Annotated in this window: 17 protein-coding genes; 2 read left to right on the top strand and 15 right to left on the bottom strand. The window is 47.5% G+C overall.

The features are described 5' to 3' along the window. Window positions 1–43 precede the first annotated feature (43 nt). The 3 genes from K6T99_08835 to K6T99_08825 all read right to left on the bottom strand — a co-directional run bounded on the left by K6T99_08835 (window position 44) and on the right by K6T99_08825 (window position 4,790). The gene (locus tag K6T99_08835) at window positions 44–3,016 is read right to left on the bottom strand and encodes an N-acetylmuramoyl-L-alanine amidase (GenBank protein MCL6519925.1); all 2,973 of its coding nucleotides are present in this window, start codon (window positions 3,014–3,016) and stop codon (window positions 44–46) included. A gap of 239 nt (window positions 3,017–3,255) precedes the next feature. Then, the gene (locus tag K6T99_08830; protein ID MCL6519924.1) at window positions 3,256–3,729 is read right to left on the bottom strand and encodes a YbaK/EbsC family protein; all 474 of its coding nucleotides are present in this window, start codon (window positions 3,727–3,729) and stop codon (window positions 3,256–3,258) included. Between the two features lie 5 nt (window positions 3,730–3,734). Further along, window positions 3,735–4,790 carry a hypothetical protein gene (locus K6T99_08825; GenBank protein ID MCL6519923.1) on the bottom strand — a complete coding sequence of 352 codons (1,056 nt, stop codon included), beginning with the start codon at window positions 4,788–4,790 and terminating at the stop codon, window positions 3,735–3,737. 262 nt (window positions 4,791–5,052) lie between these two features. Between K6T99_08825 and cysK the strand changes: the two genes are divergently transcribed. After that, window positions 5,053–5,940 (top strand): cysteine synthase A, encoded by an 888-nt coding sequence (cysK, locus tag K6T99_08820; protein MCL6519922.1) that lies wholly within the window; start codon window positions 5,053–5,055, stop codon window positions 5,938–5,940. A gap of 90 nt (window positions 5,941–6,030) precedes the next feature. Here the strand turns inward: cysK and K6T99_08815 are convergent, their stop codons facing one another. The 9 genes from K6T99_08815 to rpsB all read right to left on the bottom strand — a co-directional run bounded on the left by K6T99_08815 (window position 6,031) and on the right by rpsB (window position 13,701). Further along, a complete protein-coding gene (locus K6T99_08815) occupies window positions 6,031–6,492 on the bottom strand; it encodes an N-acetyltransferase (GenBank protein MCL6519921.1) in 462 nt (153 codons plus the stop codon). A 121-nt stretch (window positions 6,493–6,613) separates the two neighbouring features. Continuing rightward, window positions 6,614–7,687: a flavodoxin-dependent (E)-4-hydroxy-3-methylbut-2-enyl-diphosphate synthase gene (gene ispG, locus K6T99_08810; protein MCL6519920.1), complete on the bottom strand. Its 1,074-nt coding sequence runs from the start codon at window positions 7,685–7,687 to the stop codon at window positions 6,614–6,616. Between the two features lie 8 nt (window positions 7,688–7,695). Further along, the gene (locus tag K6T99_08805) at window positions 7,696–8,766 is read right to left on the bottom strand and encodes a M50 family metallopeptidase (GenBank protein MCL6519919.1); all 1,071 of its coding nucleotides are present in this window, start codon (window positions 8,764–8,766) and stop codon (window positions 7,696–7,698) included. A 15-nt stretch (window positions 8,767–8,781) separates the two neighbouring features. Further along, window positions 8,782–9,924 (bottom strand): 1-deoxy-D-xylulose-5-phosphate reductoisomerase, encoded by a 1,143-nt coding sequence (locus K6T99_08800; GenBank protein ID MCL6519918.1) that lies wholly within the window; start codon window positions 9,922–9,924, stop codon window positions 8,782–8,784. Window positions 9,925–9,931: 7 nt separating this feature from the next. Next, window positions 9,932–10,663 (bottom strand): isoprenyl transferase, encoded by a 732-nt coding sequence (locus K6T99_08795; GenBank protein MCL6519917.1) that lies wholly within the window; start codon window positions 10,661–10,663, stop codon window positions 9,932–9,934. Window positions 10,664–10,733: 70 nt separating this feature from the next. After that, on the bottom strand, window positions 10,734–11,291 hold the full coding sequence (gene frr / locus K6T99_08790) for a ribosome recycling factor (GenBank protein ID MCL6519916.1): 558 nt from the start codon (window positions 11,289–11,291) through the stop codon (window positions 10,734–10,736). Then, entirely contained in the window at window positions 11,288–12,022 is a 735-nt protein-coding gene (pyrH, locus tag K6T99_08785) for a UMP kinase (GenBank protein ID MCL6519915.1), read from the bottom strand. The genes frr and pyrH overlap by 4 nt, the downstream gene beginning before the upstream one ends. A gap of 175 nt (window positions 12,023–12,197) precedes the next feature. After that, window positions 12,198–12,797 (bottom strand): translation elongation factor Ts, encoded by a 600-nt coding sequence (gene tsf, locus K6T99_08780; protein MCL6519914.1) that lies wholly within the window; start codon window positions 12,795–12,797, stop codon window positions 12,198–12,200. Window positions 12,798–12,807: 10 nt separating this feature from the next. After that, entirely contained in the window at window positions 12,808–13,701 is an 894-nt protein-coding gene (gene rpsB / locus K6T99_08775; protein MCL6519913.1) for a 30S ribosomal protein S2, read from the bottom strand. A gap of 326 nt (window positions 13,702–14,027) precedes the next feature. Here rpsB and K6T99_08770 point away from each other — a divergent pair, with 326 nt between their 5' ends. Continuing rightward, window positions 14,028–15,590 carry a glycerol-3-phosphate dehydrogenase/oxidase gene (locus K6T99_08770; protein MCL6519912.1) on the top strand — a complete coding sequence of 521 codons (1,563 nt, stop codon included), beginning with the start codon at window positions 14,028–14,030 and terminating at the stop codon, window positions 15,588–15,590. Between the two features lie 7 nt (window positions 15,591–15,597). Here the strand turns inward: K6T99_08770 and K6T99_08765 are convergent, their stop codons facing one another. From K6T99_08765 to K6T99_08755, 3 genes are all read right to left on the bottom strand, one after another. Beyond that, the gene (locus tag K6T99_08765; protein MCL6519911.1) at window positions 15,598–16,329 is read right to left on the bottom strand and encodes a ZIP family metal transporter; all 732 of its coding nucleotides are present in this window, start codon (window positions 16,327–16,329) and stop codon (window positions 15,598–15,600) included. Window positions 16,330–16,403: 74 nt separating this feature from the next. Beyond that, the gene (locus K6T99_08760; GenBank protein ID MCL6519910.1) at window positions 16,404–17,519 is read right to left on the bottom strand and encodes an AI-2E family transporter; all 1,116 of its coding nucleotides are present in this window, start codon (window positions 17,517–17,519) and stop codon (window positions 16,404–16,406) included. Between the two features lie 139 nt (window positions 17,520–17,658). Continuing rightward, window positions 17,659–18,432, bottom strand: a complete 774-nt coding sequence (locus tag K6T99_08755; GenBank protein MCL6519909.1) for a SigB/SigF/SigG family RNA polymerase sigma factor — start codon at window positions 18,430–18,432, stop codon at window positions 17,659–17,661. Window positions 18,433–18,437 lie beyond the last annotated feature (5 nt).

Raw genomic sequence — 18,437 nt, 5'->3', positions numbered from 1 at the left:
CAGGTGCTATTGCTAGCGCACCAACGGGGGTTGACTTGCGCCTTTACTGTTTATTGAACTTTACGGCATCGGCAATCACTACCTTCGAGCTCTCTGCCGTGCCGTTGCCAAGTTTCACGTAACCTGAAGTACCAGCCGCAAACGGCTTGTTGGTAACCAAGGTGACCCAAGTACCACCATTGACAGTTTGATTGACTTGAACTGTCTGCGAGCCGCCATTCCAATACACAGTATATGGAGCTTTGGTCGAGCGGTTTGAACCAAAGCGGTACATGCAGTAGACATTGTAGTAGCCAGCGGCTTCAAGATTCGGCGTCCACTTGGCCCATGCCGTTTCACTTGTGGCTGTGCTGTAGTAACGATAGTCACCATTGTAAGCATATGAAGTATCACAGGTTGCAGTTACCCACGAACCTTGATAGGTAGCCGCCTCCTCGTCTATGATGTACTCAGTCCTCGCTGGTGTGGTCACCACCACCTGGTTGCTTAGACCTGACTCGTTGCCGGCCTCATCGTACGCGCTCACCTGATACGTGTACGTCGTGTTGGACGAGCAAGTTGTATCGGAGTAGCTAGTGGTCGCGCTCGTGCCAATCTGCGAGCTGTTTCTGTAAATTTTATAGCCAGCTACGCCGATATTGTCTGTGGAACCAGTCCATGTGAGATTCACCTGATTGCCCGAAATTGCCGTTCCCTGAAGGTTGGTGGGCGTGCTTGGGGCCTGCGAATCCAGATAGGTCAGGTAATTCCAGCGGACTGCATCGGCAATCACTGCCAGACCGCTTTCGCCAGTGTAGTTGCTCAGCTTCACATAACCGCCGGTACCGCTATTGAAAGGCTTAGTTGCTATTTTGTTCCACTGGCCGCCATTAATTGTCTGGTTAACCTGAATGGTTGTTGACCCGGTCTTGAAATAGACGGTGTAAGGTGCTTTAGTCGTGCGGTTGGTACCAGACCTATAGTAGACATAAACCTCGTACGTACCGGCATAGGTAAGGTTCGGCGTCCACTTTGCCCAAGCAGTCTCACTACTAGCTGACGAGGTGGTATATTTGTAGTCGCCATTATACGCAGCTGGTGGAGTCGCCGTAGCGCTAGTCCACGAACCATACCAAGTGCAAGACTCCTCATCCAAAATCACTTGATAGCTTGGAGGAGTGGTTACTACTACCCCTGTACACCTGGCAGATTCATTACCCGACGTATCGAAAGCCGATACCTGATAGGTATAGGTGGTGTTTGCCGAGCAAGTGGTGTCTGAATATGAGGTGCTTTCAGTTGTTGCGATTTGCGCCCCATTCCGATAGACCTTGTATCCTGCAACCGCCCTATTATCTGTCGAGGCTGACCAGGCTAGATTTACCTGTGTCTGGCTTGGCGGCCAAGCTGATAGGTTGGTAGGGACGCTTGGCGGAGTTGTATCAGGAGTGCCAGACACGGTGATTTGCTGCTGACATGTTGCACCAAACCACTGATAGCCTTCTCGCAACATTCGCCAATCCGTAGTATAGGTGCCAGTGGTTGAGGGAGCAGTGAGAGTTAAGTTGAATGTATATGTATCACTTGGCGCTACTTCGCTTGTAACATCATAGCGAATGGTGGTGGTGAAAGGATCAGAATCTCCTACAGCTCCAAGCTTGAAACCCCTCGCCTGGTTCCATAGCACTCCTCTATTTCGGAACACGATTTGCACATTGGCACGCTCGCCCGGAAGTAGAGACGACGGAATGTTGTGGCTTACTAACTCATTCGAATAGAAATCCCATGTAGGTGTCTGGCCAAAATAATCGCAAACACCCTTGTAGATTCCCCATGCCGCTACCGAACGGAAGAAGTTATCCTTTAGATGCTGAACGTCATGATCGCAGGTGTCGTGGAATCCGAGTTCCAGCAGACAAGCGGCTCTGTCGGGAATTCGAATTTCGCCATATGCGCCATTTGAATCATGCACGCCACGATTGTTCCAATCGCTATCCGGCATTTTGTTCCGAATGGCGTCAATAAGCGCATTGTTTATCGCATTCGCTAGGTTCTGGCTCACCGTACACCAGGCCGCATGTTCCGAGCTACAATCATAATACATATCGGAACCGGTAGGGCAAGAAGTGCCGTAACAATCGCCCTGGTAGGCATTGGTATGGATTGAAATGTATATGTCCGTGTTGTCGTAGTCCGACGCTAACGGGCGAGCACGGATGTCGTCATTCCATTCGTCAGCGCCTGAACCTGGCGTACAATCGGTGGTGCTTCCCCAAACAGTACAGGGATACCCTTTATGCCAAAGCCAATATACGGAGGCCATTTGCCACCAAGGGTAGCTCACCAATGGACATGTCCCATAGTTTTTGTCCAAGCACCTTGGCACTTTGACAGTCATACCATCTTGCTCAAGGTAGGTTTTGATATACTGGCAGATTTCAACATTGTGGTCATCCTCACGCGAAAGCTGGCCGCCACAAGTTGGACTGCGCTGGAATCCCCAACTTGACCCAGTCCACACTAATCCATGACCTGGAGACAACGTGACACTGCGCCCCGAGAGAGTATTAAGCTTAACATCGCTTCTCGGTTCAATCACTGGCGCAGGCTCTGCGTACTCTGCAAAAGGCACACCCTCAGCGAGGATTGAGACGTCGCCATCTATGCCGTAGCAACGCAAGGTCCACTTGACCTGGTCAAAAATTGCCGCAAGTCGTGCCTCACCAGCTCCCTGCGACATTAATCGTTTGGAAAAGTCAACAACCGCCCTATCGCCCTCAAAAGTGAGGCTAAGCAACTTCGTGCCTGGAGGTATTGCCGAGGTAATACCCAATGCAGCTTGAGTGCCCGGAGGCGGCGACGATAAGAGAGACAGTGCCGAGACCACATCTACAGCCCTTGGGTGATTGAGAACAGTGATAGTCCCAGAGGCGTCAATATAGGCCACAGGTCCGGCGTAGGTGCTTGCTACAATGCAAAAGCAACCCAAAACTACGAGGAACAAAATTACCTGGGGTGAAAGATGTGAATCTTTCATTGCATCCCTCCCATGAAAAATTGCACTCTACTACTAGCGATCGTTGGTGGCCATGGGATCCCGGATGCAGGGGAACGACCGCCCTAGCGAGCGATACTATTTTTTTTATGCTAGCACAAGGTAATAAAGATGTCAACAGCTAATTTCTGCCACGAGTATTTTTAAAAAATACCATGCGGTTTTTACATAGAGGGTAATATTAGTCAACTATACACCAAGTGGCTACAAACTTTTGGCACTCAGGGATGTTTGCTTATGCAGCCGATTCTCGCATTGCAAACACGGACTATGTCGTTAGCCTTTATTTCAAGGGTGCGGTCGTTTCGACCAGCCCCGCAATAAACGATGTCGATATCAAGAATGTGCCTATCGAAGACAACCAAAATGTCGTCGCGAACGGGCACGGGGCAAATACCGCCAACCTGCAACCCAAGCTGGGTCTTGATATCGTCTATTGTGGGAAATCTGATATCCGACCTTGGGATACCAAGAATCTGACTTAGGGCACGATAATCCACCATATCTTTCGCTCTTACAATCGCAAATATCCAGCCTGAACCTTTAACTTTGAATACAAGGGTTTTTAAGAGCCTATCTTTCGAAAAAGGCAGTTTATCTAAAACATCTTGCATTGTTAAAACAGGTTCATGCTCATGGATTCTAAAGTGCACACCTTCTGCTCTAAGTTTTTCAATTATTTTTTCAAGAATCATTTTTCTTAAAAGTAGCCATAATTGCGAATTACATCGATGATTATCGGATAGCTCTTCCGCCAAACACCCGGAGGAACATTTTCCGATATTTGGATTTGAAGCCTTCCAGTGCGCCCTCCCTCTTCAAGAATCTTCTCCGCTGTCGCACGAATCGTTTCAGTCGATGCAAGGTGAACCGATGACGGGAAGTTCACACCCAAACGCATTTTCGGCCACATTGCAACGGCTTGAGCAACACTTGTATCGTTATCTGGTGGTGGCGACATAGAATCAATGCCTAAAATACCCGACTCTCCAATTGCATCCCATAGTGGCTTCAAATCACCATCCATGTGAACGTAGACAGGAATATTCCTATCTGAAAGCATTTCAGATAGTTCGCGGTAATAAGGTACACAATACTCGCGGAAGTACTGTTCGCCGATTACAGGCGCAGTAATGTTATCGCCAAACACAACATAAGGCATTGGGGCTCGACGCACGATTTCGAATATAGCACGCAAATGCCTACCAATTAGCGAAATTACCTCGGCTATTAAGGCTGGGTAGTCTGCAATATGAATGCAGAGGTCTTCCAGCGACACCCATTCTATCCATAATCTTTGGAATGGCGTACGCCCGAGTGAAACGTGCGGCAGTCCGTCGTCACCAAGTTCTCTGTCATCACAATAAAATCGGTCAAAGTTTTCGGCGACTTTCAGGTCCTTAAGGTAAGCCATAAGGATCAGGTAATCGTCCTTCTTTTGGATAAAGTGCCTTTTCGTCGCTCCTGTGCCATAAACAGGTTCGATAAGTTTCTCTTGAAAAAGCATGCCTTTGGGGGTTATAAGAAACGTGCGAACCCCGGGAACTCCGTCAATGCAAATCTTTTCTGTTTCAAAGCGACAATTTGGCGCAAAGGCAGAATGAACACTGCTCCACCTAAGTATTCCCATGTTCTCTCGACCGACTAGCGCCCATACCTCTTCATTGGGAGCAGCGATTCCGTCATACTGGACAAATGGCACGCGGTCTGGCATTCGTCCTTGAATGATTGCAAGCATTCGTTCTCGATTTGTCATGGTTGATATATCCTATTTCGCTTACCTAAAAGGCTAGCTTACTGCAAAACTACCAACTTTGGATATTCTACTGTTTACACTTAATAAGTACTTCAGCTTCTATGACAAAGCTCCTTTCTTGAAATTATGTGCCTTTTACAACCCTTCCTCTCTTTTTCAAACTTCCATGCTACGCTGATAATTGAGAATTCCATTTTACCTTGACTGCGATGCTATGCTGTTGTAAGATGATTGTAACTGCTGAGCTTGCCAGGTAACAAGCATGAAAACCGACAATATACTTGATTTAATTGGCAATACTCCGCTTATTCAGCTTAAGGGCGAGAATGTATACGCAAAGGCGGAGTTCCTCAACCCCGGTGGTAGCATAAAAGATCGCGTTGCCCTTGCTATGATTGAAGGCGCCGAACGCGATGGTAAGCTGAAGCCTGACTCGATTATTATGGAGCCAACCTCCGGGAACACAGGCATAGGGATAGCGCTGGTTGGCCGGCTTAAGGGCTATCAAGTTCGGATTGTTATGCCCGAAGGCATGAGCGAAGAACGCAAAAAACTCATCAAAGCTCTTGGCGCAGAGCTAATCTTAACGCCAGACAATGAGGGCATTGCAGGCGCGGTTCGTCGGGTTGAACAGCTAGCAGCAGAAGACCCGAGGATATATGTACCCCAGCAGTTTGAAAATCCCGATAACCCCCGCGTACATTACGAAGAAACAGCGCGTGAGCTCTGGAGGCAGATGAGCGGCGACATCGCCTGCTTCGTTGCAGGCGTTGGGAGCGGCGGAACACTCCAAGGCGTCGGTAAGTTTCTAAGAGAACACAAGCCGGATGTGCGTATTGTTGCTGTTGAGCCGAAAAACGTGTCGGCGCTCCTTGGCCATGAACCAGGCCTTCATCAAATACAAGGCATCGGCGATGGGTTTATTCCAGGTGTGCTCGACGTTTCTTTGATAGACGAAGTCGTAGAAGTTAGCGACGATGACGCTATTGAAACCACAAGGGAGCTAAGCCGCGATTTCGGACTTCTTGTAGGTATCTCTTCGGGTGCTAATGTCTGGGCGGCAAGAAAATTGGCGAAAAAGATAAAAGGAAATATTGCAACAGTGCTTCCCGATAGAGCTGAGCGCTACTTCAGCACCGCACTCCTTTAGTCGCTAGCCAAACCTGAGGATAGATTCCGCGCACACTTCATCTCTATGCAGAAGGCGTCTTTATTCTTTGCCATACCTTGCTTCTATCTGCTAGCTTTCTGCGAATTCGTAAATTACCGCTACCTCGCCGCAATTTGGAAATTTCACGCAATTGATACATTCGTTCCAAACTTTATGTGGCAACTCGGATTTATCAATTATGTGGAAGCCGAGTTTTATAAAAAACTCGGGCCTGAAGGTCAATGCAAAGACACGAGATATACCCAATTCCCTAGCTTCATTCAGGCAGGCTTGAACAAGCTCTTTGCCAAATCCTCTTCCTTGAACCTCCTTGTCAACAGTAAGCGACTTTACTTCCGCTAAATCCTCCCAGTTGACATGGAGTGCACAAGTACCCATAATCTGCCCGTCTTCTTCAAGAACAAAAAAGTCTCGGATATTTTCATAGAGCTGATTGAGCGATCTAGGGAGAAGGTCACCTTGCTCAGCAAAAAAGTTAATCAATCTTTGCATCTCTGGCACGTCGCCTATTTTGGCCTTTCTTATTTCCATTTTATGCCTCTAATCTTTTGGCTTTTAAAAATTAAATTTATTCTATTAAGCAAAGCGCTCAGGTTCCGTCGTTACTTAGTTTGACATAAATTTTGTTTGGTTCGACACTTGTCGTGCTAAATTATTGGCTATTTTTTCGACGCTCTGCGAGATTTTGAACTTCCTTTATTAGTTCATCTACCATATGCTCGCTGGACACTTTTCTTATCGCACGGCCCTCGGCGAAAATAACGCCTCCATCACGCGCACATGCAAGTCCAACATCTGCATCCCGCGCTTCGCCAGGGCCATTTACCACGCACCCCATAACTGCCACCTTCAGCGGAGGCAGGTCCTTCATCTCGCTAAGCCGCCGCTCTACTTCCATTACCATGTCTATAAGGTCAATTCCACATCTAGCGCATGTTGGGCATGAAATTAACGTAAATCCATGCTCGCGCAGATTTAGCGCCTTGAGGATTTCTATTCCCACCTTCACCTCTTCGACCGGCTCAGCAGTAAGTGAGACTCTGAGAGTATCCCCAATTCCCTCTACAAGAAGCGCACCAATAGCCACTGCTGAACGAACTACTCCTTGGCTAAAAAGTCCTGCCTCAGTAACACCAAGATGAAGTGGATAGTCTACTTTTTCCGAAATTATCTCATAGGCTTTTATTGTAGTCGGCACATCGAACGATTTTAGCGAGACAACAATATCTGAAAAACCTCGTGATTCTAAAAGCTCAATTTCATCCAACGCACTCCGCACTAGCGCCTCTGGCGTCGGGGGCCCATAACGTTTGCGATCAAGCGAACCAGCGTTTACTCCAACACGAATTGGTATTTTGCGTTCTTGAGCACGGTCAACTATGATTTTTATCTTTTCGGGGTCGGTGATGTTTCCAGGATTCAGGCGTAGTTTATCCACTCCTTGTTCGATAGCTTCAAGAGCCAATCGGTAGTCAAAGTGAATGTCGGCGACTAGAGGAATATTAATACGCTGTTTGATTTTCCGCAAGGCTTTCGCGGCTTGCTCATCAGGGACAGCAACGCGAACCAAATCGCAACCTGCCCTTTCAAGTTCATGAATCTGAGAAACTGTCGCAGCGACATCAGCAGTGGGGGTGTTAGTCATCGACTGGACAGAAATTGGAGCGCCTCCGCCGATTAGCAGATTTCCAACGCGAACTTGTCTTGTCAAACGCCGCTCGCGCATGCCGTCACCTAGCGGAAAAGCTTATTGGAAGCCAACCTGTTTAGATCCAGATACATAATTAAAAGAAAAATAATGGCTATTGTTGTAATCCCAATCCTTATGGCAAGCTCCATGGTAGCTTGGGAAATTCGCTTACCCCTGATTGCTTCCACGAGCAACAGCATTAAATGTCCTCCATCAAGGACAGGGATTGGAAGTAAGTTAATTATGCCCAGACTAAGGCTGAGCACAGCCGTTAGCTGGAGAAGGCCATTTAATCCGCGCTCAACGCCAGTTCTCGCGGCATCCGCAATAGAAATTGGCCCACCAACCGAATCTGCAATTTCCCGGCTGAATATTGAGGCGAGAATGTTTGTTAAGAATACTTTTGTCGTTTTTGTCCCATATACCACCGACTCGCCAATACTAACTCGCTTGAGCACTGGCGCCGGCAGGAATCCTAAAATGCCAATCTTTTTGCCGCCCTCCTGCATTTGAGGTTGAGGCGTCCCTACCTTGGTTAACAGCTCACCATCGCGTTGGATAACAAGTGTTAAACGCTTATTTGGGCTACCATGGATTATCTTTAGCATTTCCATGCCCGAGTCTATTTTCTCGCCATTGATGCTGACTATCAAATCCCCAGTTTTCAGCCCTATTCTTTCTGCCTCGCTTCCTGGTGCGACGAGGTCTACTTTGTTAATTATTCCAGTGGGCAGGCCAATCACCACACCTAACATGCAAAAGATGAGATATGCAAGGACAAAGCTCATAAGTGGTCCTGAGAAATAAACGAGCATCCTTTGGCCAACTGGCTTGCTATTGAACCCACCGGGGATATCCTCCTTGCCAGGTTCCATTCCGGCTAACTTAACAAATCCGCCAAGCGGTATGGGATGAATCGTGTATTCAGTTTCGCCACGCTTAAAAATACGGATAAACTTTGGGCCAAAGCCAAACGCAAATTCTTCCACTCTAATTCTGAACAATTTTGCCGCAGCAAAATGCCCCAACTCATGAAAGAAGATGAGCGCGCCAATTATAATAATTAATGCTAAGCTGGTTTGGCCAAAAGCCATCCAGTCTATGCTTGTTTGCACGAGAATACTCCTCCATCATTCTGCCGCTGTAATCCTTGCCCATGAGTCTGCTTCAAGTATTTGGGCAAGGTCAGGGTCATAAATAGGTTTATGTTTTTCCATGACACGACGGACTTTTCGCTCTATCTCTAGGAAACCAATCTTTCCTTCTAGGAATAAGCCTACTGCCACTTCATTCGCCGCATTCATCACAGCTGGCATTGTGCCGCCCTGCTCGGCAGCCCTATACGCAAGCTCAAGCGCAGGATAGCGCGCTGGGTCGGGTCTCTCGAATGTGAGTAAACCCTGAGCTGCAATGTCGAGTCTGGGAAGACCGGTGTCAATGCGTTCTGGGTATAGGAGAGCATACTGAATTGGAAGCCGCATATCTGGAATACCCATTTGTGCAAGCACCGAACCGTCCTCGAACTCCACCATTGAGTGTACTATACTTTGCGGATGAATAACAACCTCAATTCGGGAGGGGTCCATGCCAAAAAGCCATCGGGCTTCGATTATTTCCAGCCCTTTGTTCATAAGCGTTGCAGAATCTATAGTAATTTTGCGTCCCATGCTCCATGTAGGATGCGCCAATGCTTCCTGAATACTGACCGTTTGCAATTGCTCGATGGGATACTTAGCAAAAGCACCGCCCGAAGCTGTTAGAATTAGCTTTCTGAGTCTGCTTCTATCCTGGCCTTGGAGACATTGAAATATCGCTGAATGCTCGCTATCAATGGGCAGGATTTGGATACCTTTCTCTTCAGCAAGTTTTGTGACTAAGCTCCCTGCTGCAACAAGTACCTCCTTGCTTGCAAGTGCAATGTGCTTTCCTGCTAGAATAGCGGCAATCGTGGGCGCAAGTCCCACCGCCCCGGCAACCGCTATGACAGCAATATCAGCCTCTGGGTGGGTTGCTACAGTCTCAAGACCTTTCGCGCCGCTGTAAATCGCTGGAGGCTTGGTATTTCCTAACAAATCGCTCAATTGGCGAGCATGTTCCTCGGTGCCAACCGAGACAACATAGGGTTCGAACTTTCGCACTTGGTCGGCAAGAAGCTCAACATTTCTGTTCGCAGCTATAGAAACAACCTTAAGTCGGTCAGGAAGCCGCGAAACTACGTCCAGCACCTGCCTTCCAATTGAGCCTGTTGAACCAAGGAGAGCAAGGTTTTTCACAATGGTTCTATACCACTCCTCCAAACTTACGAATCCTTTTTTGATAATCTGCAATCGCTTGAATGAGGTCTTCCCGTCGGAAGTCAGGCCAGAGAGTTGGAGTTACCCATATCTCTGCGTAGGCGATCTGCCATAACAGATAATTACTGACGCGAAGCTCATTGGCGGTTCGAATCAAAAGGTCGGGGTCTGGCAAACCGGCGGTGTATAGCAAGTTTGAAAAGTAGTCCTCTGTGATATCCTCCGGTGCGATCCTGCCATCGCGTACTTGCCGACATGCCTCTTTAACTGCGTCAAGTATCTCCTGTCGGCCGCCATAGTTGATTGCAAGATTGAGTATCAATCCTGTATTATTTTTTGTTGCTTCTATGTCTGTTTTGAGTGCTTCCTGAAGTGATTCCGGCAAACCTGAAAATCGTCCGGAAACCCTCAAGCGGACGTTGTTTTCCAATAAAGTTTGAAGCTCCGCCCTAGCAGCCATTTCGATGAGCTGCATTATAACTTTTATCTCCTCCTTGGGCCGGTTCCAATTCTCGGTTGAGAAAGTATATAAGGTCAGGGCCTTTATCTTGAGCTCACCGCAGGCGCGAACAATCTCATTTACTGTCTTATAGCCTTCTTTGTGGCCCATGGTACGAGGCAAGCCGCGTTGAGTCGCCCAGCGGCCATTCCCATCCATAATGATTGCAATATGTTGGGGCATACGGTGGGGATCTAGAGTAATGCCCATCTGCTGCATAACTCGTTCGGTTTCAGTCAAATGCGTTAACCCCTGACGAAGTAAGTGAGTGATGAAAAGTGAAGGGACTTTAAACTTCCATTAACTCGGCTTCTTTTGCTTCGGTAATGCGGTCTATCTGTTCGATATACTTATCAGTAAGCTTTTGAATGTGTTCTTGGGCACGCCGAACATCGTCCTCAGATGCTTGGCCGCTTTTTTCCAACTTTTTGAGCTCCTCGTTAGCCTCCCTTCTAACATTTCGCACGGCTACACGCGCTTCCTCAGCCTTTTTGTGCAGAAGTTTTATCATTTCCTTGCGACGCTCCTCGGTCAAAACAGGGATATTAAGTCTTATTACGTGCCCGTCGCTAACCGGCGTCAACCCTAGGTCCGACTTGATGATTGCCTTTTCTATAAGCGGAAGAGCGTTTCTATCCCAAGGTGCGATCACGAGAAGCCTCGGCTCTGGCACGGAAATTGTGGCTAGCTGGTTGACCGGCATCGGCGTTCCATAGTAGTCCACCGTGACCCTCTCGAGAAGAGCTGGATTAGCTCTCCCCGTGCGAATAGTAGCAAATTCACGTTGGGCAGCTTCGACTGCCCCAATCATCTTCTTTTCGGCTTCCTTCTGCACATCTTGAATCATGACTTTACCCTCCCGACATACGTTCCAATCGGTTCACCCATAGCTGCCTTTTTAATGCTTCCCGGTTTTGTAATGTCAAATACAACTATTGGAAGATTATTCTCCTTACACAACGTGAAAGCTGTAAGGTCCATGATGCCAAGCCCCCGATTGATGGCTTCCATAAAATCTATTGATTCATACTTTTTCGCGTCTGGACAGACATTAGGATCTCGGTCATAAACACCATCAACGTCGGTTGCTTTCAAAACTACGTCAGCATGTATTTCGAGAGCCCTCAAGGCAGCTGCGGTATCTGTTGTAAAAAATGGATTGCCCGTGCCTGCCGCAAAGATGACGACACGACCTTTCTCCAAATGACGCACTGCCCTTCGGCGAATAAACGGCTCGGCCACAGAGCGCATTTCGATTGCTGTCTGAACGCGCGTCATGATGCCAATCTTTTCTAAAGCCTCTTGCAAAGCCATAGCGTTTATCACGGTGGCAAGCATACCCATATAGTCGGCTGTTGCGCGGTCAACTCCGTTTTCTGAAGCTTTGCCGCCGCGAATAATATTGCCGCCACCTACAACGACAGCAATCTCAATCCCCAATTCGTGAGCTGCCTTTATTTCCTCAGCCAGGTTTTTTACTACTAGCGGGTTTATGCCCCTTTGGCCCTTATCGCCAGCAAATGCCTCGCCGCTGAGCTTAAGCAGGACTCTTTTCCACCTGAGTTTATTTGAACCCATATTTTTAAGCCACCTCTCCCCCAAAAGAAGTCCGGAAAGGATTTTGACGCTTTTCCGGCTATGGGATTGACTTTATGTTAATGGCGCCCCAACAAACTGCCAACGGCTTGCCAATCCCCTTGTAAACCTTATTTCCTATCTTGCAGACCCTCTTGGAGGAAAGGGATGGAATCTCCTAGCCCAGCTCGCCAACCCGGTAGCGGACGAACCTTCGAACAACGATTTTTTCCTTGAGTTTTGCTACTTTCTCATGAATTAGATCGGCGATTGTCTTGGTCTCATCCTTAATGAACGGCTGGTCCATGAGTACAACGGTAGCGTAGAACTTCTCCATTCGGCCTTCTATGATTTTCGGCAAGGCCGCTTCAGGCTTGCCTTGGTTCAAAGCCCATTGCCTATGAATTTCACGCTCCTGTTCCAGACGCTCTTGTGGGATGTCCTCCCTTGAGATGTATTCTGGCTGACTCCAAGCAATCTGCATTGCGATGTCATGAGCGAGCTGTTGAAACTCTTCGGTTTTGGCCACGAAATCAGTTTCGCAGTCGAGCTCCACTAAGACACCAATTTTTCCACCAGTGTGAACGTAACAAGCAATTGTGCCTTCTGTGGTAGCTTTTGCATCACGCTTTGAAAGGGTAGCCGCTCCTTTCTCGCGCAGGATGTTTGCAGCTCGCTCCATATCGCCACCAGCTTCTTCGAGCGCTCTCTTGCACTCCATCATGCCAGCGCCTGTTCTTTCCCTTAGTTCCTTAACTTTATCTGCTGAGATTGTCATAAGATTCTACCTACTCTTCCTCTTCTTTGAACTCAATGCCGTATTTTCGGGCGATGCTTTCCACATCACCAATCTCTTCCTCTTCGATTGCTTCTTCTCCCATCTCGAAAGCCATCACGAGATCTTCGTCGGCTAATGCTTCGGGTTTCTCCTCACCTTCCAGCTCCTCGACTTCTTCGGCTTCCTCTGCCGCTTCGACCTCTGTCACTTCGCCTTCGGTCTCAACTTGCCGTACTTCGAGAATTGCATCGGCTATCTTACTGGTGATTAGCTTGATTGCACGAATAGCATCATCGTTGCCAGGTATTGGATAAGTAACTTCATCAGGGTCGCAGTTTGTATCCACAATTGCAACCACAGGAATCTCTAGCTTTCGTGCTTCTTGAAGTGCGATCCGCTCTTTTTTAAGGTCGACGATGTAGACAACTCCAGGAAGTTTTGGCATTTCCTTTATCCCGCCAAGAAACTTCTCTAGCTTTGCCAATTCGTCCCTTAGCTTTTTTGCCTCCTTCTTAGGAAGCTTGTCGAGGGTGCCATCCTCCGCCATCCTCTTTAACTCATTTAGGCGCTCTATCCTTGTCTGAATTGTTTTGAAGTTGGTGAGCATACCACCCAACCATCGCTGGTTTACCCAGTACATTCCAGCACGCTTTGCCGACTCTTCAACTGCCTCTTGCGCCTGCTTCTTTGTGCCCACAAAGAGCACAATCTCGCCAGCCGCAACGGCCTCTTGGATGAATTGCTTGGCTTCCTCGAAGAGCTTTAGAGTTTGGTGCAGATCGATGATGTAGATTCCATTCCGGCCACCATAGATATACCGCTTCATCTTAGGGTTCCATTTGCGGGTCTGATGGCCAAAGTGAACCCCTGCCTCGAGGAGCTCTTTCATTGTTAGTGAACTCAATTGCCTTTCTCCTTTCGGTTTTAAGCCTCCCCTTTCTTCAACCCTCGGTCCAACCACATAAAAATGGCACCCGGACCAAGGTCCAAAAGGGTGCGAATTTCATGACCTAAGGTCATGGAAAATTAGTATAACACGCAATTTCGGAAATTTCAAGTGTTACAGTGTATAATACAAACATAATTCCTCGGTTTGCAATAGGCCTTCCAAACTTCCTCTCGAAAAGCAAGCATTTTGCTTTTCTTTAAGCATTCGGCAAGACAAAACCTCCTTCTTGTATAGACCGCAGGTAGTGATATCTGTATAATTTCAGAAGGGAGAAAGCGAATATGTTAGACCGCAGTCAGATGCTTAAACAAATCAAGAACTTTCCTGATTGTTGGGATATAGTGGTAATCGGGGGAGGAGCCACTGGAATTGGAATTGCTATTGACGCAGCATCCCGAGGCTATCGCACTGTGCTCGTCGAGAAGTATGACTTTGGCAAAGGAACGTCAAGTCGAAGCACCAAGCTTGCTCACGGTGGGGTGCGGTATCTTCAGCAGGGAAATATCTCCTTGGTTCTTGAAGCACTTCGCGAGCGAGGGCTCCTTAGACAAAATGCCCCTCACCTTGTCCATGATTTGCCTTTCGTAGTTCCACGTTATGATTGGTGGGAAGGCGGATTCTATGGATTTGGTCTTAAGGTTTACGATATCATGGCGGGCAGGCAGGGATTCGGGCGTTCCCGCCTTCTCTCACATGACGAAACTCTGGCTAGAATTCCTACCATCGAAACGAAAAGCCTTCGCGGAGGTGTGATTTATTACGACGGACAATTTGACGACGCCCGACTTATCATAAACATGGCACAAACAGCCGCCGAGCAGGGAGCAATTCTTGTTAATTATGTGGAAGTAACAGGACTTTTAAAATCGGATGGCGTTGTAGATGGTATCAAGGTTGTGGATCTTGAGACCGGCGAAATCCTTGAGATTCGTGGGAAGGTAGTTGTTAACGCCACAGGTCCTTTTGCCGATTCAATTCGCCGGCTCGACAACCCAGAAGCAATACCAATCATTAGTCCCAGTCAAGGCGTACATATTGTTCTTGATAGATCATTCCTTCCCGGAGACTCAGCAATTATGGTACCGCATACCGACGACGGCCGTGTCATGTTTGCTATTCCATGGCATAATACCGTAGTTATCGGCACTACAGACACTCCGATTGATGATATTCCCGTTGAGCCAAGACCTTTTAAAGAAGAAATTGACTTTCTCTTATGCCATGCCGCACGCTACTTAAGCAAGGACCCAAACGGAAGCGATGTTCTAAGCGTCTTTGCAGGGATTCGGCCGCTAGTGGCTTCAGCGGATGTCGAAAGTACGGCTGCACTGTCACGCGACCATGTTGTACATATTTCTCAATCAGGCCTAATCACAATCGCGGGTGGCAAGTGGACAACCTATAGAAAGATGGCGCAGGATGTCATAGACCAAGCCATCCTGCTGGGAAACCTAGAAGCTAGAGAATGTGTTACCGCCAGTCTTCCAATCCACGGTTTCCACAAAAATGCTGAACGCTTCGGAAATCTAAGCATTTATGGGGCAGACGCTCCAGCGCTTCAATCGCTGCTTAATGAGAAACCTGAGTATGGGAAGCGTATTCATCCTAAAATGCCCTATCTTATAGGAGAAATCGTCTGGGCTGTTAGAAATGAAATGGCTCGAACGGTTGAAGATGTACTTTCCCGAAGGACTCGTGCATTGCTTCTTGGTGCGCGAACCAGCATCGAGATGGCCCCAACGGTGGCTAAGATTATGGCTACTGAGTTGGAGCAAGACGAAAGCTGGAGCGAAAAGCAGGTAGCCGAATATGAGAAAATCGCAAAGGGATACATTGTCGAATAAACATCTTTTATTCTAAGAATAGAAGCACCACAGGGATTGCAACACCTAGTAGGAGGTAAATAAACGAAGGAATATCTCGCTCTTCATGCAGTCGAGGCAGGATATCTGCGGCTGGGACGTAAATAAACGAACCTGCGGCAAATGCTAATAGAAATGCTAGGGCTTCTTGGGTAATTCCCCTCGTCCAAAACCACGAGATAAGTGCAGCGCCTGGCGTTGCCAAGGCAACAATTGAAGACAACATAAGAGTCAACTTGCGTGCGTAATTTGCGGCAGTGAAGACTGATACTGAAGTCACGCCCTCGGGAACTTCATGAGCAATTACCGCAATTGCCGCTGTCAATCCCAATTCATGGGAAACCCTGAAACCCGCGGCAATAGCCAAACCATCCACAAGGCTGTGCACAGTTAGCGCTATAAAACCTACAATGCCAATAGCTTCCACTCGACCAATCGGATGATGTGCTGGATGCGGGTGCGCTCGGATGACTACCACATGCTCGATTGCTATAAAAATCAAAAAGCTAATCACCATTCCTGCCCCAGCGATAATTGGCGACCGCTCCACCGAACTCGGGATGAGATGAAGAAAAGCGGCGCCAGTAAGAACCCCTGATCCAAAACCCATCATTCTAGCCACGGTTTTGCGCCTCAGAGGACCTCTTGCTAATACCGCAATCGCCCCTGCAAGAGTAGCGAGACCTGCTGTTGTGCTGTATGCAATAAGCTGGATTAACATGATTCTTCCTCAAATGTATTACCCATTTAACGGAATTTTACCAATTTAGGGGGAGAAAGAGGCCCGTTGAAATACTAACCTTGCTTTTTGCTATTCTCATGGCTTTTGCGCTTCTTATTTTCCTTGACTTTGAGTTCTGGGAAGAATTCAAAAACAACTTCCTGAATGCTTGCCACAACTGGAACTGCAAGAATCATGCCCACAATGCCAAATAATTGGCCACCTGCTACCAATGCCATTAGACCAAGAACAGGGTGTAGCCCAACTGACTTCCCCAGTATCCTCGGTGTGATTACCAAATCGAAGGTTTGATTTAAAACCACCATTAAAAGGCCTGCAAAAACAGCATGTGCAAATGCCCCTTGCGGATACGTTGCCAAACCTACAAGAAATACAAGCAATGTTATGGTGATGGCGCCTACGTAGGGCACAGCGTATAGTACGCCTGCGAGGAGCCCAAGGATAATCCCATATTTAAGACCTATAGCCGCAAGAATAACAGTTGTACCAATGCTATATAATAGACAAACGATTATTAGTCCACGAACATAACTACTGAATACCTGGCCAACTCGTGAAGCGATTTCGGTTACTCGTGCCCGATATCGTTTTGGCACAATAAGCACGGACTTGCTCCGTATGCGCTCCATGTCGTTTAAGAAATAAAATGCCGATAGCGGTATTAAGATAAGCCATACTGCTTTCGAGAGGTTTTCTAGCAACCAATGACTTAAAGCTTGAATTGCAGACCTTGTTATCGGTGCAATCCGGCTGCTATACCTGCTAAAAGCTTCTTGCAAAGTTGTTGGCAGCTGCAATCTTTCTAGTAGGCTCTGGTGTTTTTGCATAAATGCAGTAAGAAAATCCTGAAAGCGAGCGTATTGATGCGGGATGTCTCTTGCTAAGTCCTGGGCTTGTTTAACAACAATGGGCACAATGAAAAGTATCCCCAAAACGAAAAATGCAAGGAAGACAATATAGACTCCAGCGACTGCTACAATTCTCGGCACCTTATGTTTCTGAAGTCTTACAAGAAGAGGGTCTAGCAACCAGGCAATTATAAATGCAATGATAAATGGCGGCAGAACGCCGCGAACGGCCAATAAAAATGCACCAGCGAGAATTAACGCAGCAATAACAACTAGTACAAGAAGAACTATCGAAACATAGTACCAAGGCGATGCTCTCATAGTTGTACACCATTCAAGTGTAAAATCTCACCAATAGTAGTTATTTTGAAACTATATTGTCAACAAACCAAGTTGTGCTTTGGAAGGAAGAATTGAAGTCCCAAAAGGTGGCGGTTGTGTCCTAGCTATTAAACGGATATTAATCGGCGAGAAGTTCCCTAAGCCGCTTTAGAGCTTTTTGCTGAAGACGAGACACATGCATCTGTGAAATATTTAGCCTTTTGGCAACCTCAGTTTGTGACATATCTTTGAAGAATCTCAAGTAAATAATGGACTTCTCGCGCTGGTCTAAGCAATCAATTGCCTGGTTGAGGTCTCCGTATCTCTCGATGTTGTCAAGCGAACCGTCAATATCTCCTACAAACTCGGATAAGCTAAGAGGCGAAGAATCGCTTTCATGCTCAAGCTTGCTATCAAGCGAGATTGCATCATAGGCGTTTCCTAGTTCTATTGCCTCAAGAGTCTCTTGCTCAGTAGCATTTACCGCCTCCGCAATCTCCTGGATGGTCGGCGGTCTTCCCAACTTTTGTGATAGTTCTTCGGCAGCCTTGTTCGCCGCCAGATTCAACTCCTGGAGCCGTCGCGGAACTTTCAGACTCCAAGCTTTGTCGCGGAAGTAACGCCTAATTTCGCCGACTATTGTAGGAGTGGCGTAGGTCGAGAACTTCGTGCCCCGCTTGGGGTCAAAGCGGTCAATAGCGTTGATGAGCCCAATAGTGCCCACTTGGACTAAATCCTCGATCGGCTCTCCTCGGTTAATGAACTTTCCGGCCAGAAACCGCACCAGGTTTTGGTGCATCAATACCAGCCGATCACGGATTTTAGGATCCCTTGTGCGAGCATATTCTTCAAAAAGGGCCTCGGCATCATCGTCCGTTTGAATAGTGGCTTCGACTTTCTTTCGTGGAGCCATATTAT

The organism is Armatimonadota bacterium (assembly GCA_023511795.1).
Classification (GTDB): domain Bacteria; phylum Armatimonadota; class UBA5829; order DTJY01; family DTJY01; genus JAIMAU01.
This window is presented reverse-complemented; position numbering and strand designations above follow the sequence as displayed.

Bases quoted from the DNA above. Each gene is read 5' to 3' on its own strand.
- K6T99_08835 (MCL6519925.1), bottom strand. From the start codon at position 3,016: ATGAAAGATTCACATCTTTCACCCCAGGTAATTTTGTTCCTCGTAGTT.
- K6T99_08830 (MCL6519924.1), bottom strand. From the start codon at position 3,729: ATGATTCTTGAAAAAATAATTGAAAAACTTAGAGCAGAAGGTGTGCAC.
- K6T99_08825 (MCL6519923.1), bottom strand. From the start codon at position 4,790: ATGACAAATCGAGAACGAATGCTTGCAATCATTCAAGGACGAATGCCA.
- cysK (MCL6519922.1), top strand. From the start codon at position 5,053: ATGAAAACCGACAATATACTTGATTTAATTGGCAATACTCCGCTTATT.
- K6T99_08815 (MCL6519921.1), bottom strand. From the start codon at position 6,492: ATGGAAATAAGAAAGGCCAAAATAGGCGACGTGCCAGAGATGCAAAGA.
- ispG (MCL6519920.1), bottom strand. From the start codon at position 7,687: ATGCGCGAGCGGCGTTTGACAAGACAAGTTCGCGTTGGAAATCTGCTA.
- K6T99_08795 (MCL6519917.1), bottom strand. From the start codon at position 10,663: ATGCAGCAGATGGGCATTACTCTAGATCCCCACCGTATGCCCCAACAT.
- frr (MCL6519916.1), bottom strand. From the start codon at position 11,291: ATGATTCAAGATGTGCAGAAGGAAGCCGAAAAGAAGATGATTGGGGCA.
- pyrH (MCL6519915.1), bottom strand. From the start codon at position 12,022: ATGGGTTCAAATAAACTCAGGTGGAAAAGAGTCCTGCTTAAGCTCAGC.
- tsf (MCL6519914.1), bottom strand. From the start codon at position 12,797: ATGACAATCTCAGCAGATAAAGTTAAGGAACTAAGGGAAAGAACAGGC.
- K6T99_08770 (MCL6519912.1), top strand. From the start codon at position 14,028: ATGTTAGACCGCAGTCAGATGCTTAAACAAATCAAGAACTTTCCTGAT.
- K6T99_08765 (MCL6519911.1), bottom strand. From the start codon at position 16,329: ATGTTAATCCAGCTTATTGCATACAGCACAACAGCAGGTCTCGCTACT.
- K6T99_08760 (MCL6519910.1), bottom strand. From the start codon at position 17,519: ATGAGAGCATCGCCTTGGTACTATGTTTCGATAGTTCTTCTTGTACTA.
- K6T99_08755 (MCL6519909.1), bottom strand. From the start codon at position 18,432: ATGGCTCCACGAAAGAAAGTCGAAGCCACTATTCAAACGGACGATGAT.